Raw genomic sequence first — 15,490 nt, 5'->3', positions numbered from 1 at the left:
GAAGAAAAATGGCTGATAAGCGTTGAAACTAGCGATTTTCCTGCAAAAAGACAAGTTATCACAGGCGTACTAAGCGTGATCATCATTAGATATCTGGTTCGGGAAACGCTCAAAAGCCAGCTGGCTATCCTCTTCATCCTGCTACTGATCTTCTTTTGTCAGAAGTTAGTGCGGATTTTGGGAGCTGCGGTGGATGGCGAGATCCCAACAAACTTAGTTCTGACATTGTTAGGACTTGGCGTGCCTGAAATGGCACAACTTATCCTGCCCCTAAGCCTATTTCTGGCGATTTTAATGACCCTTGGGCGGCTGTACACCGAAAGTGAAATCACGGTGATGCATGCCTGCGGCCTGGGTAAAAGCGTGCTCATTAAAGCCGCGATGATCCTGATGCTGTTCACCTCGCTGGTGGCGGCGGTCAATGTCATCTGGTTAGGGCCGTGGTCGTCGCGTTATCAGCAAGAAGTGACGCAAAACGCCAAAGCGAATCCGGGTGCGGCAGCGCTGGCGGCTGGACAGTTCCAGACGTCCAGTGACGGCAACGCGGTGCTGTTTGTCGAAAACGTGAAAGGCAATACCTTCGGCAACGTGTTCCTGGCGCAGCTGCGTCCGAAAGGCAACGCGCGTCCCTCGGTGGTGCTGGCAGACAGCGGTCACATGGAGCAGCGTAAAGATGGCTCGCAGGTGGTCACGCTGGATAAAGGCACGCGCTTTGAAGGTACCGCCTTGCTCCGCGATTTCCGCATTACGGACTTTGTGAACTATCAAGCGCTGGTGGGCTACAAAGAAGCCACGCTGGATCCGAACGATGCCGACCAGGCGGATATTAGCGCGTTGCTGCAAAACAAGACGCCGCAGTTCCAGGCAGAATTCCACTGGCGTTTGACGCTGATCTTTGCGGTGCTGGTGATGGCGTTAATGGTGGTGCCGCTTAGCGTGGTGAACCCGCGTCAGGGGCGCGTGCTCTCAATGTTGCCCGCCATGCTGCTGTATCTGATCTTCTTCTTGCTACAGAGTTCTCTGCGTTCCAACGCAGCGAAAGGCCGGTTCGACCCTGCCATCTGGATGTGGGTAGTGAACTTCGCCTATCTGGCACTGGCGGTGCTGCTGAACCTATGGGATACCGTGCCGATGCGTCGCATCCGTGCGCGTTTTAGCCGTGGAGGATCGGTCTGATGTTTAAGGTTCTTGACCGCTATATCGGCAAAACTATCTTCAACACCATCATGCTGACGCTGTTCATGCTGGTGTCGTTGTCAGGCATCATTAAGTTCGTGGATCAGCTGCGTAAAACCGGGCAGGGCGCGTATACCGCACTGGACGCCGGTTACTACACGCTGCTCAGCGTACCGAAAGATATCGAAATCTTCTTCCCGATGGCGGCGCTGTTGGGCGCGTTACTCGGTTTGGGTACGCTGGCGCAGCGCAGTGAGCTGGTGGTGATGCAGGCATCGGGCTTTACTCGCATGCAGGTGGCGCTGGCGGTAATGAAAACCGCCATTCCGCTGGTGCTATTAACCATGGCGGTGGGCGAGTTCGTTGCGCCGCAGGGTGAGCAGATGGCGCGTAACTATCGTGCGCAACAGCTGTACGGCGGCTCGCTGGTCTCCACGCAAAACGGTCTGTGGGCGAAGGACGGTAACAACTTCATCTACATCGAGCGCATCAAAGGCGATAACGAGATTGATGGTGTCAGCATCTATAATTTCAGCGACCAGCGCCGTTTGCTGAGCGTACGTTACGCGGCGACTGCGACCTGGAACGCCGATAAGAAGCTGTGGGTGTTATCGCAGGTAGATGAATCTAACCTGCAAGATGCCAAACAAATCACCGGTTCACAGAGCCTGAGCGGCGAATGGAAAACCAACCTCACGCCAGATAAGCTCGGCGTGGTGGCGCTGGATCCAGACGCTTTGTCGATCAGTGGCCTGTATAACTACAGCAAATACCTTAAGCAGAGCGGCCAGGTTTCGGGACGTTACCTGCTGAATATGTGGAGCAAAATCTTCCAGCCGCTGTCGGTAGCGGTGATGATGCTGATGGCGCTGTCGTTTATCTTTGGTCCGCTGCGTAGCGTCTCAATGGGCGTGCGCGTGGTAACGGGGATTAGCTTTGGCTTCCTGTTCTACGTGCTAGATCAGATCTTTGGCCCGTTAAGCCTGGTCTACGGTTTACCGCCGATATTAGGCGCGATTTTGCCGAGCGGCGCGTTCTTCGCCATCAGCTTGTTCCTGCTGATGAAACGCCGGTAATTGTCATGGGCCAGCCTCGATGCTGGCCCATCCTCTTCAGTAAAATCGCCTTTTCTGACGTCCCCTCACTGCAACTGCTGAACCCATCCTGGCAACTGCGACAACAAATACAAAATCAGGCCAATGGTGCCGCCCACCAGCGTACCGTTAATGCGGATGAACTGCAGATCGCGACCTATATTCAGCTCGATTTGCTGTGACATATCGCGCGCATCCCAGCTTTTCACGGTGTCGCTGATATGGCGCGTCAGGAAGGTGGCGAACTCCGGTGCCACGCTGCGTGCCGCATCTTCCAGATGTTGATTCATTGAGGCGCGTAACGCCTCATCGGCAGCCAGGGTTTCACCCAGCCACAGCGCGGCCAGTCTGACGCGCTCCTGCACCCGTGAATCCTCACTGTTCAAATCGTCTTTCAGCCAGCCACGTAAATCCTGCCACAGTTCGCCGATATAACGATTGAAAGACTCATCCTCCTTCAGCCAGTTCTTGATGCCTTCGGCGCGTTCCGCCATTTCCGGATCGGTTTTCAGTCGCTCAATCAGCCGCTGCACCGCACGGTCGAAGCCCAGACGCAGCTCATGTCCCTGATCGAGCGCCACCTGGTCGAGAATTGAATCCACCGCATTCGCCACCAAATCGGCGCTGTGCTCGCCCAGCCATTCAGTCGGCAGCATTTTGGCTTTAATCGGATGTTCGCGTTTCAGCCAGCGCACAATCTGCGCGGCGATAAACTCGCGCGTGCCGGGCTTGTGCAGCAGGCGCAGCAGCTGTTGCACCGCGGCATCGAGCAACTCCTGATGACGATTGTTTTTGGTCAGGCTATCCAACAGCAGTGCGCTGGATTGGGTAAGATCAACTTTATCCAGCGCGCGATGCACTGCGCGGCGTAAAAAGCGCTGAATGCGTTGGTCGTCAGTGAGATCGAGAAAGCCGCGCATTACCTGCAGCAGATGACGACCAATGCGATCGGCGTTGCCCGGCGTGTTCAGCCACTGTGCCAACATTTGCGACGGATCGTGGCGGCGAATCAGCGCCAGTAGCGAATCGGTATCGAGGAATTTCTCTTGCACGAAGCGACCAAGATTCTCTCCAATACGATCTTTGTTACGCGGAATAATCGCCGTATGACGTGAGATAAACGGCACCGGCACGCGCCGGAACAGCGCCACCACGGCGAACCAGTCGGCTAAGGCCCCGACCATCGCCGCTTCAGCAATCGCCTTTACTCCCAGCACCCAAAAATTAGGCGGCAGAAACAGTGTTACGACAAAAGTCGCGGCGGCAATCACCAGCAGCGACAGCGCCAGACGTTTGCTGCGTTTGAGTTGTTGATATTTATCCATAAATCCTTTTTTAACGACGACGGCCGCCCAATAAACTGCCGAGCACACCGCGAATGATCTGATTGGTAACCTGACGTGCAGCGCTTTTCGCCACGCTTTGCACTACGCCATCGCGCTTGCCACCGCGCGGACCGGTGGTGCCGAACAGAATGTCCTTCAGGCCGCCGAGAATGCCGCCATCGACATCGACGCTATTACCTTTGGCTTCTGGCGCGTTGGCTTGCTGCGTCGCGACCTGCACGCCTTTTTGCAACATTTCGAAGGCGGATTCACGATCCACTTCAGTATCGTATTTGCCATACAGCGGCGAGTTGTTGATCAGGCTGTTACGTTCATCCAGACTCACCGGGCCCATGCGCGAGCCGGGTGCAATCACCATCGCACGCTGCACCATCGAGGGACTGCCTTTTTCATCAAGGAAGGAGATTAGCGCTTCGCCGGTGCCGAGCGCCTGAATCGCCTCAACGGTATCAAAGTCTGGATTGGCGCGCATGGTTTCAGCGGCGCTTTTCACTGCTTTCTGGTCTTTCGGCGTAAAGGCACGCAGTGCGTGCTGCACGCGGTTGCCGAGCTGTCCCAGCACGTTGTCGGGAATATCGCCAGGATTCTGCGTGACGAAATAGACGCCAACGCCCTTGGAGCGGATCAGGCGAATCACCTGCTCGACCTTCTCCAACAGCACCGGCGGCGCATCGGTAAACAGCAGGTGCGCTTCGTCGAAGAAGAACACCATTTTTGGCTTGTCGAGATCGCCCGCTTCCGGTAACTGCTCATACAGCTCGGCCAGCAACCACAGCAGGCTGGTGGCGTAGAGTTTTGGCATTTGATAGAGCTTTTCCGCCGAGAGGATATTGATAAAGCCTTTACCGTTGCTGTCGCAGCGCATCCAGTCGCGGATATCCAGCATGGGTTCGCCAAAGAAGTGCTCGGCCCCTTGCTGTTCCAGCGCCAGCAAGCCGCGCTGAATCGCCCCCACCGACGCGCTGTTGATGTTGCCGTATTGCGTCTGAAATGCCTTGGCGTTGTCGCCGATGTACTGCGTCATGGCGCGCAGATCTTTGAAGTCCAGCAGCAACAAGCCTTGATCGTCGGCGATGCGGAAGATGATCTGCAGTACGCCGGATTGCACGTCGTTGAGATTGAGCAGACGTGCCAGCAGCAGCGGGCCGAGATCGGACACCGTCGCACGCACCGGATGCCCCTGCTGGCCAAAAATATCCCACACCATCACCGGATTTTTCTGCGCCTGCCAGTCGGTAACGCCGATCTTCGTCAGACGCGCCAGCAGTTTTTCAGAGCCTTCGCCTGCAGCGGAAATACCGGTGAGATCGCCTTTCACATCCGCCATAAACACCGGCACGCCGATGTCGGAGAAGGATTCCGCCAGCTTTTGCAGCGTCACGGTTTTGCCGGTGCCGGTGGCGCCAGTGATCAAGCCGTGGCGGTTCGCCATGTTGGAGAGGAGATGCAGTTGAACGTCGGGCGTTTGGGCAATCAGCAACGGAGTGGTCATGATTATTTCGCTCTCAGGCAATAGGTTATGCCAGAAAGGATAGCAAGCGGCGCGCGAGGAGGGAGGAGGATTGTGCCGAAAAAAGTTGTGCTGGCTGTCCCCCATCCCGGCCTTCCCCCGCTAGCGGGGGAAGGAGACGCTGCCACATGCTGCTTCAGCACTCACATATGGCAGCGTCTTCCTCCCCCATTTATGGGGGAGGACCGAGGAGGGGGACAGCCAGCACACACGGACCGAGAAAGAGAATGGCAGCACGATCTAAATTATTTCTGCACCGTATCAAAAAACAGCAAACTCACGCCAATCCCTTGCTGCACATGATTAACGTTCTTGCGCACCGCGACCTGCTGCGCGCCCTGCAGCGTTACCACAAACGGGGAATTCTGCTGCACGGTTTTTTGCAAATCGGTATATAACGCACGACGTTTAGCCGCATCGCTTTCACCGGCTGCCGCACGGGTTTTGGCACTGAGCTCCGGAATATCCCAGCCAACGCGCCACGCCAGGGTTTTGGAGCCGCCCGGCACGTTATAGGCGAAGGCGCTGGCATTGGTGTTGGGATCGACATAGTCCGCACCCCAATAGATAAAGATCGACTGGAAATCGCGGCCGCGCATTTTGCTCCACAGTTCTGACTCCGCCACCGGCTGCAGCTCAATCTGCACATCCGCCTTGGCAAAGCTGGCCTGCAGCGCCTGCGCCACATCAATGTAAGGCGGCTGATTGATCACCGTCAGCGCAAACTTCGTGCCTGGCTTGATGCCGCCTTTGGCTAAAATCTCTTTGGCTTTCGCCACATCGTAATGGAAAGGCTGATCCTCCAGCGCGCCATCAAAGCCCTGTGGCAGGAAGCTTTGATGAATGCGGTACTGGCCTTTCAGCAGATCTTGCGAGATAGAGTGGTAATCCACCAGCCAGCGCGCGGCTTGCCACAGCGCCGGATTGCCCAGCGCCGGTTGCGCTTTATCTTTGGTGTTGAAACCAAGGTAATAGACCAGGCTGGATGGGAACGCCTCAATGCGCAGATTTTTGTCGCTCTTCAGCGCATCAATCTGATCCGGCCCGAGCTGATAGGCGACATCGACATCACCTTGCTGAATCAGCAGGCGACGCGCACCGGCATCCGCCACACCCTTTAACAAAATACGCTTCAGCTTCGGCTGAGGATTGGCTTGTTTGTTGGCGCTCAGCACCAGCGCCTGCTGCGGCACATACTGCTGAATGGTAAACGCGCCGCTACCGGCCGAATTGGTATGCAGCCAGCCGTTGCCGGCATCATTATTCACCACATGCTGCTGCACGGTTTTACTGTCAACCACGGAGGCCACTGGCGCCGTCAGCAGGCGCAGCGCCAGGTTCTGACCAATCTGCGCTGGCCACTGAATCTCCAGCTGATGGTCATTTAGCACGTTAAACTGACTGGCGATGTTTTCAGGGGTCCAGCCAAATTCGGCGAGAATGAAAGAGGGCGCTTTATTCAGCTTCACCGCGCGCGTCAGTGAGAAGATCACATCCTGCGCCGTCACCGGATTGCCGCTGGAGAAGTGGGCGTCAGGTTTAATGTTAAACACTAAGCTGTGCGGCGTGCTGCCCTGCTGCCAACCGGTTGCCAGCAGCGGTGCCAGCTTCTGCGGCGAATTGCGATCCGCTTCTACCAGCGTTTGGTAAATATTGCGCTGCACGCTATTGCTTACGGTTTCGAAGCTTTCAGCGGGATCGAAGCTAATAATGCCGTCGAGCGGTACGGCAACGACTAGGGTATCTTTCGGCGTGGCGGCATGCAGTGCAAAACTGCTGCCCCATAAAGCGACGAGCAAAATCAGTGAGCGCATTATTGTTTTCCTGGAGAAGAGATAATCAGACTCTATCTCTGCCGCCGCTCAGGCAAAATGCCGGTTTGATCTGAGCTGTGCCGGAAAATAACAATTGATTACGTTCAGGTATTATTGCGTTTATTTTGTGCGCTATCTGTCATTTCTGGGAAATAGATCGTTCATCTGCTGGTCAATTAAGTAAATGAAATGTTATAAATGAGAATAATTCTCTGGTATGGAAGTATGATTTTTTTTCATTGATTCATTTTGGCGATTATTTCTCTGCGCGATAATACCTGGTCAATTGCCCATCAAATAACCTCAATATCCCAACAATTGTACGGTTAAAACCTCATTTTCTGCCTCGAAAGCCTTTTACCAAGCCTTAACCTAAATTCAACATGATGATTGAATTTCATCAAAACATATCCTTAATTGAATTTTTACATTCTGAAATACCTATATCCCTAATATTGCCAGGTTATTTACCGATTTATAAAGCTATTAACAAAAATAATTATCTTTCTTAGCAAGTGAGAGTCGTCGCGCCATGCTTCTAAATAAACCGACCACCAGACGTAAGTTTTTACTTGGGTCGCTATTGGCTTTGCCATTAAGTGACCTGGTATTTAAGGGATTAACTGCGGCGCAAGCTGCGGAAATGGCAGCACCCGAGCTCGCCGACTATAAACCGATCTTTTTCAGTGCCGATGAGTGGCAATTTATTCTGGCTGCAGCCGATCGTCTGATCCCCGCTGGCGGCAAAGGTAAAGCGCCAGGTGCACTGGAAACCAACGTGCCGATCTTTATCGATCAGCAGCTGCACAGCCCGGAGTTCGGCGCCGAGATCTACATGCAAGGTCCGTTTGACGTGCACGCGCCTGCCACCATGGGATACCAAATTCCGTTTACGCCACAGCAGATGTACCAAACCGGTATCAAGCTGGTGAATCAGTGGACGCAGAGCAACTTCCAGAAGCCATTCCATGCGCTATCACTGGAAGAGAAAGATGCGGTGCTGACCAAAGTGAACAAAAACGACGGTATCGACTTCGCCGCACTGGGCGAAGAGAACCTGAAGGCCTCACAGTTCTTCAGCCAGCTGCTTTCAGATACCAAACACGGCTACCTCGCTGACCCGATGTACGGCGGCAACAAAGGCATGAAAGCCTGGATTGCTATCGGCTTCCCGGGCGCACGCGCCAGCTTTACCGAATGGGTGAAGCAGCACAACGTGCCGTACCCGCTGGGACCGGTCAGCCTCTTGGGTGAAAGCGCGTAAGCACACCCCCGTTTTTGGTATGTGAGACAGGATTAACATGGCACAGATTACAAAGAAAGAAGTCGACGTCGTCGTATGCGGCCTCGGCTGGGCCGGCTCGCTGATGAGCATTGAGCTGGCGATGGCCGGACTGGAAGTGCGCGCCTTAGAGCGTGGCGGCGAGCGTGACTACCCGGATTTCGCCTATCCGAAACCGGCCGATGAGTACGCCTACAACGTGCGTAACAAAGTGTTCGCGACGCCAAAAGAAGTGGCGGTCACCGTGCGTTACAACAGCAGCCAGACGGCGTTACCCACCCGTAAGTGGGGCGCATTTGCGCCAGGCACCGGTGTGGGCGGCGCGGGCATGCACTGGACGGCGGTACTGATTCGTCCAACGCCGACTGACCTGAAGCTGAAAACCTACGTGGATGAGGCTTACAAGCCGGGCATCCTGCAGGAAGATATGCGCGTGATGGACTTCCCGTTCACCTGGGAAGAGATTGAGCCGTATTACTACAAGTTTGAGTTGATCTGCGGTCAATCCGGTAACACCGGCAACCTGCGTGGTCAGATTCTGGAAGGTGGCGATCCGTTTGAAGGTCCGCGTTCAGAACCTTATCCGCTGCCTGCGCTGGAAGACACGCTGAACAATGTGATGTTCAAGGAAGCGGCGACCAAACTCGGTTATCACCCGTTCCCGAACCCGTCAGCGTGCGTATCCCGCGCGTGGAAAAACCCGTACGGCAACCAGATCGCACCGTGCAACTACTGCGGTTACTGCTCGAAATATCCGTGCCTGAACTACTCGAAAGCCTCACCGCAAACGGCGGTTATGGATTCACTGAAGCGGATGCCAAACTTCTCTTACGAAGTGCACGCCGAAGTGGTGAAAGTGGTGCTGCATGACGATCAGAAAACCGCCAAAGGCGTGATTTATTACGATGTGGATGGCAACGAAGTGTTCCAGCCAGCCAAGATTGTGGTGCTCTCCAGCTTCCAGCTCTACAACGTGCGTCTGATGCTGCTGTCCGGTATCGGCAAGCCGTATAACCCGATTACCGAAGAGGGTGTGGTGGGGCGTAACTACGCGTTCCTGTCGAACGGCGGCGCAACCCTGTTCTTCAAAGACAAAAACTTCAACTCTTACGCCACCGCTGGCGCAACCGGGCAGATGTTCAACGACATCTCACCAGGCAACTTCGACGGTCCGGGTCTGGGCTTCCTGGGCGGTGCTAAGATCCACAGTTCGCAGGCCACCGGTACGCCAATGGCTGCTGCACTGCCGAAAGGCACGCCGAGCTGGGGTCTGGGCTACAAGGAAGGTCTGGAGGAGTGGTACAACCACTCCATGAAGATCAGCATCACCACCACCTGTCAGTCGTATCGCGATATCTATCTCGATCTCGATCCGCACTACACCGACCATCGCGGTCAGCCGCTGCTGCGTATGACCTTTAACTGGAAAGAGAACGAACTCAAACTGCAGCAGCACTTGAAAGGGATCGTCGGTAATATCGCCAAAGAACTTAACCCAGACAGCATGAGCATGAGCTTCCTGCCGATGGGCGCGGACTTTGACCTGACCAAGTACGTTTCGACCCACAACGTCGGCGGCGCGGTAATGGGCGATAACCCGAAAACGTCTGCACTGAACAAGTACCTGCAGAGCTGGGATGTTCATAACGTGTTTGTGCCGGGCGGCAACGCCTTCCCGCAAAACTTCCAGGCGAACCCGACCGATACCATCGGCGCGATCACCTTGATGGCGGCACAAGCCATCAAAGAACATTATTTGAAAAATCCCGGCCCACTGGTACAGGCATAAGCGCATGAAATTAAAATCATTGTTAATCGCCAACGCCGTGCTGCTGGGCAGCTTTGTCCTGCAGGCTCACGCGGAAGATGAAGCTCAATTGATCAAGCAGGGTGAATACCTGTCGCGCCTCGGCGACTGTATGGCGTGCCATACCGTGTCGGGCAAAGGCGATTACGCGGGTGGTTTGGCGATTGAGTCGAATCTCGGCACCATTTACTCCACCAACATCACGCCGGACAAAGAGCACGGCATCGGCAACTATAGCGAGCAGCAGTTCTCGGACGCGGTGCGCAAAGGCGTGTTGCCGAACGGTTCACGACTCTATCCAGCGATGCCGTATCCGGATTACGCCAAAATCTCTGATGCCGATATGCACGCGCTTTACGTCTACTTTATGAAGGGCGTCAAGCCGAGCAGCGAGCAGCCGCCGGAAACCGATCTCAGCTTCCCGTTCAGCCAGCGTTGGGGTATGCGCTTCTGGAACTGGGCATTCACCTCAGATAAACCGTTCCAGCCGATTGGTGGCGCATCGGAAGAGGTGAATCGCGGTGCTTACATCGTCGAAAGCCTTGGCCACTGCGGCAGCTGCCACACGCCGCGCGGTCTTGGCATGAACGAGAAAGCGCTGGATAGCGGCGACGATCAGTTCCTCGCCGGTGGCAGCCTGAACAACTGGGATGTGCCGTCGCTGCGCGGTCTGCCGCGCTGGAGCGAGCAGGAGATCGTCGATTACCTGCAAACCGGACGTAACGACAAGGCCGCGGTAGGCGGTGAGATGAAGTCGGTGATTGAGCACTCCAGCTCGCACATGACGGATGCTGACCTGAAAGCCATTGCCGCCTATCTGAAGTTCCTTGGCGGTAATCCGCCGCTGCAGGCGTACAACGTGCAGAAGCAGCAGGCGACCGAAGCGAAGCTAACGGCGGCGAAAGGTTTGTCGGAAGGTGAGCGTCTGTATATCGACAACTGCGGCGCCTGCCACTTTGTCACCGGTAAAGGCGCGCCGGGGATCTTCCCGGAGCTGGATCAGGCGACGATCGTCAATGCTAAAGATCCAAGCGGTTTGATCCACACCATTTTGGCCGGTGCGCAGCAGCCATCGACCGAGAAGGCGCCATCAACCCTGGCGATGCCGGATTTTGCTAAGCGTCTGGATGATGATCAAGTGGCTAAACTGGCAACCTTCATTCGTCAGGGCTGGAGCAACAATGCGCCAGCGGTGACTAAAGATCAGGTAGCAGAAGTTCGTAAAACGTTGAAGTAATAAGGTAATTCCAGGTGCGCATGCATGCGCACTCTACAACAGCGTAGGGTCGCCATTCATGGCGACCTGGTTTTACAAGACGGTTTAATGGAAATTGTGGATCACTTCCAACACGCCGTTGATGATGAACTGCACGCCCATACACACCAGCAAAAAGCCCATCAAGCGCGAAATCGCTTCGATCCCGCCTTTCCCCACCAGCTTCATAATGGCGCCAGAACAGCGCAGCGAAATCCACAGGATCACCGACACGGAGAGAAATATCAGCGTCGGCGCGACCATGACGACCCAATCAGGAAAATCGACCCCGGATTTTACCGTGGAAGCCGAACTGATGATCATCGCGATGGTGCCTGGGCCAGCGGTGCTTGGCATCGCCAGCGGCACAAAGGCGATATTTACGGTTTCACGATTATTGTCGTTGGCATCCAGCTCATCCTGCTTATGTTCGGCTTCGACCGAATGCCCAACCGGTTTTGCCGGAAACAGCATACGAAAGCCAATAAACGCCACAATCAAACCGCCAGCCATGCGCAGGCCGGGAATGGAAATACCAAAGGTGTGCAACACCGCGCTGCCGGCGTACCACGCCACCATCATGATCAGGAAAACGTAGATCGAAGCCTGCATCGCCTGGCGATTACGCTCCTGGAAGTTCATATCACCGGCAAGGCCGAGAAACAGCGCCACGGTGGTCAGCGGATTGGCCAGCGGCAAAATCACCACCAATCCCAGCCCGATGGCTTTAAAAAGCTCCAGCATGGAGACATTCCCATTTGAAAAAGTGATTCAACACTTGCACGTTCTGTAGCGGCGCAATTTATTGCGCGATTGGCCGCATCAGATAAGGCCAACATCGCGCAATAAATTGCGCCGCTACGGTATATGCGTCGATTTATCAGTGCTTCGGCGTATCCAGCGCTTCAATCAGCTCGGGGAAGAAATCCTGCAGCAGTTCAGGCGTCATCAATTCAGGATAGCTAATTAAATGCTCGCGAATGCGCTCATTCACATCCGGCAGCAGGCGTTGCGCAGCATCTTGCACCGAGATCTTCTTCTGTTTCATCAGGCGCAGCACGTCGTCAGGCAGATTATCTTCATCTTCGACCTCATCAACCCCTTCGAGATCGTCGAGTTCATCCAAAAGATCCATCAACGCTTCAATTTGCGGCGTACGGGACTGATATTCGGAAGGCTGCTCGTTCTCAAGATAGCGCAGCAGCGCGCGCACCGGCGAACCATCCGGCTCGGCGGGCGGTTCATTGGCGAACCAGGTCAGGAGATCGTGTTGCGTCACCTGATGGACATGAAAACCGTTATCCACCAGTTCGTCGGCGAGAATATCGGCGGTATCGTGCTCAATCAGGCAAATGTGGGTGCGATTAGGCGTGAACTGCTCCAGCCACTGGTAAATCTCTTCAATTACGCTGTCGTCGTAAATAAAGCTCTGGCTGAGATGGCTGTCATCCTGCTGGTGGACGCAGATATCAATCTGGTCGGGATCGAAGTAAATCGCAATGTTGATGCCTTTCATGTGCGCTGTCCTGTGTGGTGCAAAAACTCACTATAGCCTCAGGCAGCGCAGATGAACATGGTGCCGCCAGCAGCGTGGGCAACTGGCGGTAAAAATTAACGTAAATCAGCGCGATCCAGCCCATAAGCGCTATCGAGTGCGCCCGGCGTCATGCGTGAAAGTACCATCAGGCGGTTCCAGGTATTGATCACCGCGATGCAGAAGGTCAGTTCGCTGGTTTCCACTTCAGAGAAGTGCGCGCGCACTTCACTGTACAGCGCATCATCAATGCCGTTATCGCTCAGGCGCGTCAGCGCTTCAGTCAGCGCCAGCGCCGCTTTCTCTTTGGCGGTAAACAACGGCGATTCGCGCCAGATAGCGACATGGTGCAGACGCAGTTCGCGCTCGCCGTGCAGTTTGGCCTCTTTCACATGCATATCGACGCAGAAAGCGCACTGATTGAGCTGAGAAGCACGCAGGTCGACCAGATGCTTAATGGTGGTATCAAGTGACGATTTTCCCAGCGCTGCAGTCGCATCGCCCACGGTTTTCACCAGCGCAGGAATATTTTTAAAATGATTAACGCGTGACGTCATGATGGTGTCCTCTCTATTCAGAATAAATTTTCAATGCATTGAAGTGCATGGGGTAACGCGGTGGTGCGAGTGACGGGATTGTGCGTGCCGTCAACGCGGATAAATTCCACATCAGTGATGCCAATGTATTCGAGCGCCACGCGGATATACGGCGTGAACTGGTCATCGGCGACAAAAGGGCCGTGGGCAAACACGCTGCCGCTAGCAACCACGCAATACACCTTCTTGCCCTGCACCAAACCGACTTTGCAGCCATCGGCGCTAAAGGCGAAGGTGCGCCCGGCGCGGGTAATATGGTCGAACCAGGCTTTCAGTACCGACGGTAATCCGAGGTTCCACATCGGCGATGAGATAACCAGCGTGTCGCAGGCAAACAGCTGATCCACTAAATCTTCCGAGGTCTGAATGGCGGCGCGCTGTGCGTCATCGCGTTGCTCCGGCTTGGTAAAAAAGGCGCCAATGGTGAAGGCATCAAGATGCGGCAACGGATGTTGTGCCAGATCCAGCCCCGTCTCGATAAGATCGGCCTGCTGCGCACGTAATTTTTCGACCAAACGCGCCGACGCTATGCGCGACGCCGAACCCGCTAAATCCGGGCTGACTTTAATGTGCAGCAGTCTCATTCATTTCTTCCTTTAGCGTGATGGCGATGCATTGCGTGGTTGATGCGGTCATCTTAAACTTCTATGTCTGAGGGGAAAGGGTCAAAAACAAACAAAATAGGTAGGACAAGGCGTGGGATATAAAGAGATTTATCTGCGCTATCGCCAGCAGATTCTGGCAGGGCGCCTGAAACCCGGCGACCGCGTGCCGGCGATTCGCACGCTGGCGAATGAACTGCAGGTGGCGAGAAAAACGGTAGAGGCCGCTTATGAAATTCTCATTGGCGAAGGCTATTTCGTCAGTCAGGGCGCGAAGGGGACACGCGTCAATCCAGAGCTGACGCTGGCCACGGCGCCAGAGAAAATGTCGCTGTCCGTGCCGCTTGCTAACCAGCACTCAGCGCGCGAAAGCAGTGGAGAACTCCGGCTGGGGATTCCCGCGCTGGATGAGTTTCCCCATAAGAAGTGGCTGCTGATCTCCGGCAAGGCTGCGCGCACGCTGCGGCCGGATGAGATGATTTTACCGCCGGTGATGGGTTACCAGCCGCTGCGCGAGGCGATCGCCAGCTATCTAAGCATTTCGCGCGGGCTCAACTGCCAGCCGGAGCAGGTCTTTATCACCAGCGGCTATCGCGCCAATCTGCGGCTGATCCTGGCGGTGCTGGCACAACCGAGCGACAAGGTGCTGTTTGAAGATCCTGGCTACTTCTTCGGACAAAAACTGCTGAAGCGCATCGCGCCGAATCTGCATTATGTGCCGGTGGATCGACAGGGCGTGGATGTTGATTATCTGCTGCGTTATCACCCTGACGCACGTTTCGCCGTGGTTACGCCAACCCATCACAGCCCGCTGGCAGTGACGTTATCGCTGCCGCGCAAACATCAGCTGCTGGAGTGGGCGCAACAGAACGACAGCTGGATTATCGAAGATGATTACGACGGCGAGTTTCATTACACGCGCAAAGTGATTCCTGCATTGAAAAGCCTGGATGTGCACGATCGGGTGATCTACACCGGCACCTTCAGCAAAACCATGATGCCGGCGATGCGCGTGGGTTACTTAGTGATGCCAAAAGAGACCATCGCGCGCTTCAGCGAGCTGGGTGAGATTCTTGAAACCGGTATGTCGCTGCTGCCGCAAAAGATTCTGGCGCAGTTTCTGAGCGAAGGGCACTTCTATCGTCACATCAAGAAGATGCGCATTCTCTACCAGCAGCGGCGTCGCATGATGCTGGATGCACTACAAATCTCTTTCCCAACGCTGTTCGATTTCGAGCTGACCGATGGTGGCATGCATATTGTCGCCTTTCTGCGTCGCGGCACGCAGGATAGCGCGCTGGCGGAGATATGGCAGCGACATCAGCTGCGCGTGCTCCCGCTTTCCGGCTGGTACATGCAGACGCAGAAACGCTACGGGCTGGTGATTGGTTACACCAATATCCGTTCGACGGAACAGGCGCGGGAACTGTTGCAGAGGACGGTGCAGGAGACGCGGGAGTTATTGCAGTAAAGA

The 15,490-nt window shown here is 55.1% G+C and carries 13 protein-coding genes; 6 read left to right on the top strand and 7 right to left on the bottom strand.

Features of this window, described 5'->3' with window-relative positions; all coding sequences use genetic code 11:
* Positions 1–75: 75 nt before the first annotated feature.
* Positions 76–1,176: an LPS export ABC transporter permease LptF gene (gene lptF, locus WFL93_RS15035; protein ID WP_036620304.1), complete on the top strand. Its 1,101-nt coding sequence runs from the start codon at positions 76–78 to the stop codon at positions 1,174–1,176.
* Positions 1,176–2,252 (top strand): LPS export ABC transporter permease LptG, encoded by a 1,077-nt coding sequence (lptG, locus tag WFL93_RS15030; RefSeq protein WP_007886758.1) that lies wholly within the window; start codon positions 1,176–1,178, stop codon positions 2,250–2,252. The genes lptF and lptG overlap by 1 nt, the downstream gene beginning before the upstream one ends.
* A 65-nt stretch (positions 2,253–2,317) precedes the next feature.
* Here lptG and WFL93_RS15025 read toward each other — a convergent pair whose 3' ends face one another.
* From WFL93_RS15025 to WFL93_RS15015, 3 genes are all read right to left on the bottom strand, one after another.
* A complete protein-coding gene (locus WFL93_RS15025) occupies positions 2,318–3,595 on the bottom strand; it encodes a DUF445 domain-containing protein (RefSeq protein ID WP_336778484.1) in 1,278 nt (425 codons plus the stop codon).
* A 10-nt stretch (positions 3,596–3,605) separates the two neighbouring features.
* Positions 3,606–5,108: a helicase HerA-like C-terminal domain-containing protein gene (locus WFL93_RS15020; RefSeq protein WP_336778483.1), complete on the bottom strand. Its 1,503-nt coding sequence runs from the start codon at positions 5,106–5,108 to the stop codon at positions 3,606–3,608.
* Positions 5,109–5,371: 263 nt separating this feature from the next.
* Positions 5,372–6,940, bottom strand: a complete 1,569-nt coding sequence (locus WFL93_RS15015; protein ID WP_336778482.1) for an ABC transporter substrate-binding protein — start codon at positions 6,938–6,940, stop codon at positions 5,372–5,374.
* A gap of 532 nt (positions 6,941–7,472) precedes the next feature.
* Here WFL93_RS15015 and WFL93_RS15010 point away from each other — a divergent pair.
* The 3 genes from WFL93_RS15010 to WFL93_RS15000 are packed head-to-tail and all read left to right on the top strand — an operon-like array spanning position 7,473 to position 11,266.
* Positions 7,473–8,204, top strand: a complete 732-nt coding sequence (locus tag WFL93_RS15010) for a gluconate 2-dehydrogenase subunit 3 family protein (protein ID WP_007886763.1) — start codon at positions 7,473–7,475, stop codon at positions 8,202–8,204.
* A 37-nt stretch (positions 8,205–8,241) separates the two neighbouring features.
* Positions 8,242–10,011 carry a GMC family oxidoreductase gene (locus WFL93_RS15005; protein ID WP_180822990.1) on the top strand — a complete coding sequence of 590 codons (1,770 nt, stop codon included), beginning with the start codon at positions 8,242–8,244 and terminating at the stop codon, positions 10,009–10,011.
* A 4-nt stretch (positions 10,012–10,015) separates the two neighbouring features.
* The gene (locus WFL93_RS15000) at positions 10,016–11,266 is read left to right on the top strand and encodes a c-type cytochrome (RefSeq protein WP_049851387.1); all 1,251 of its coding nucleotides are present in this window, start codon (positions 10,016–10,018) and stop codon (positions 11,264–11,266) included.
* Between the two features lie 84 nt (positions 11,267–11,350).
* Here WFL93_RS15000 and WFL93_RS14995 read toward each other — a convergent pair whose 3' ends face one another.
* The 4 genes from WFL93_RS14995 to WFL93_RS14980 form a co-directional block, all read right to left on the bottom strand.
* The gene (locus WFL93_RS14995) at positions 11,351–12,028 is read right to left on the bottom strand and encodes a MarC family NAAT transporter (protein ID WP_180822992.1); all 678 of its coding nucleotides are present in this window, start codon (positions 12,026–12,028) and stop codon (positions 11,351–11,353) included.
* A 136-nt stretch (positions 12,029–12,164) separates the two neighbouring features.
* A complete protein-coding gene (locus tag WFL93_RS14990; protein ID WP_007886773.1) occupies positions 12,165–12,800 on the bottom strand; it encodes a hypothetical protein in 636 nt (211 codons plus the stop codon).
* A gap of 95 nt (positions 12,801–12,895) precedes the next feature.
* Positions 12,896–13,375, bottom strand: coding sequence for a carboxymuconolactone decarboxylase family protein (locus WFL93_RS14985; RefSeq protein WP_007886774.1), 480 nt, complete (start codon positions 13,373–13,375; stop codon positions 12,896–12,898).
* A gap of 17 nt (positions 13,376–13,392) precedes the next feature.
* Positions 13,393–13,998: an FMN-dependent NADH-azoreductase gene (locus WFL93_RS14980; protein WP_336778481.1), complete on the bottom strand. Its 606-nt coding sequence runs from the start codon at positions 13,996–13,998 to the stop codon at positions 13,393–13,395.
* Between the two features lie 112 nt (positions 13,999–14,110).
* Between WFL93_RS14980 and pdxR the strand changes: the two genes are divergently transcribed.
* The gene (pdxR, locus tag WFL93_RS14975; RefSeq protein WP_336778480.1) at positions 14,111–15,487 is read left to right on the top strand and encodes a MocR-like pyridoxine biosynthesis transcription factor PdxR; all 1,377 of its coding nucleotides are present in this window, start codon (positions 14,111–14,113) and stop codon (positions 15,485–15,487) included.
* The last annotated feature ends 3 nt before the right edge of the window (positions 15,488–15,490 follow it).

Source organism: Pantoea sp. USHLN256 (assembly GCF_037149875.1).
Classification (GTDB): domain Bacteria; phylum Pseudomonadota; class Gammaproteobacteria; order Enterobacterales; family Enterobacteriaceae; genus Pantoea; species Pantoea nemavictus.
Note: the sequence above shows the minus strand (reverse complement) of the source record. Positions and strands in the feature narration are given on the sequence as shown.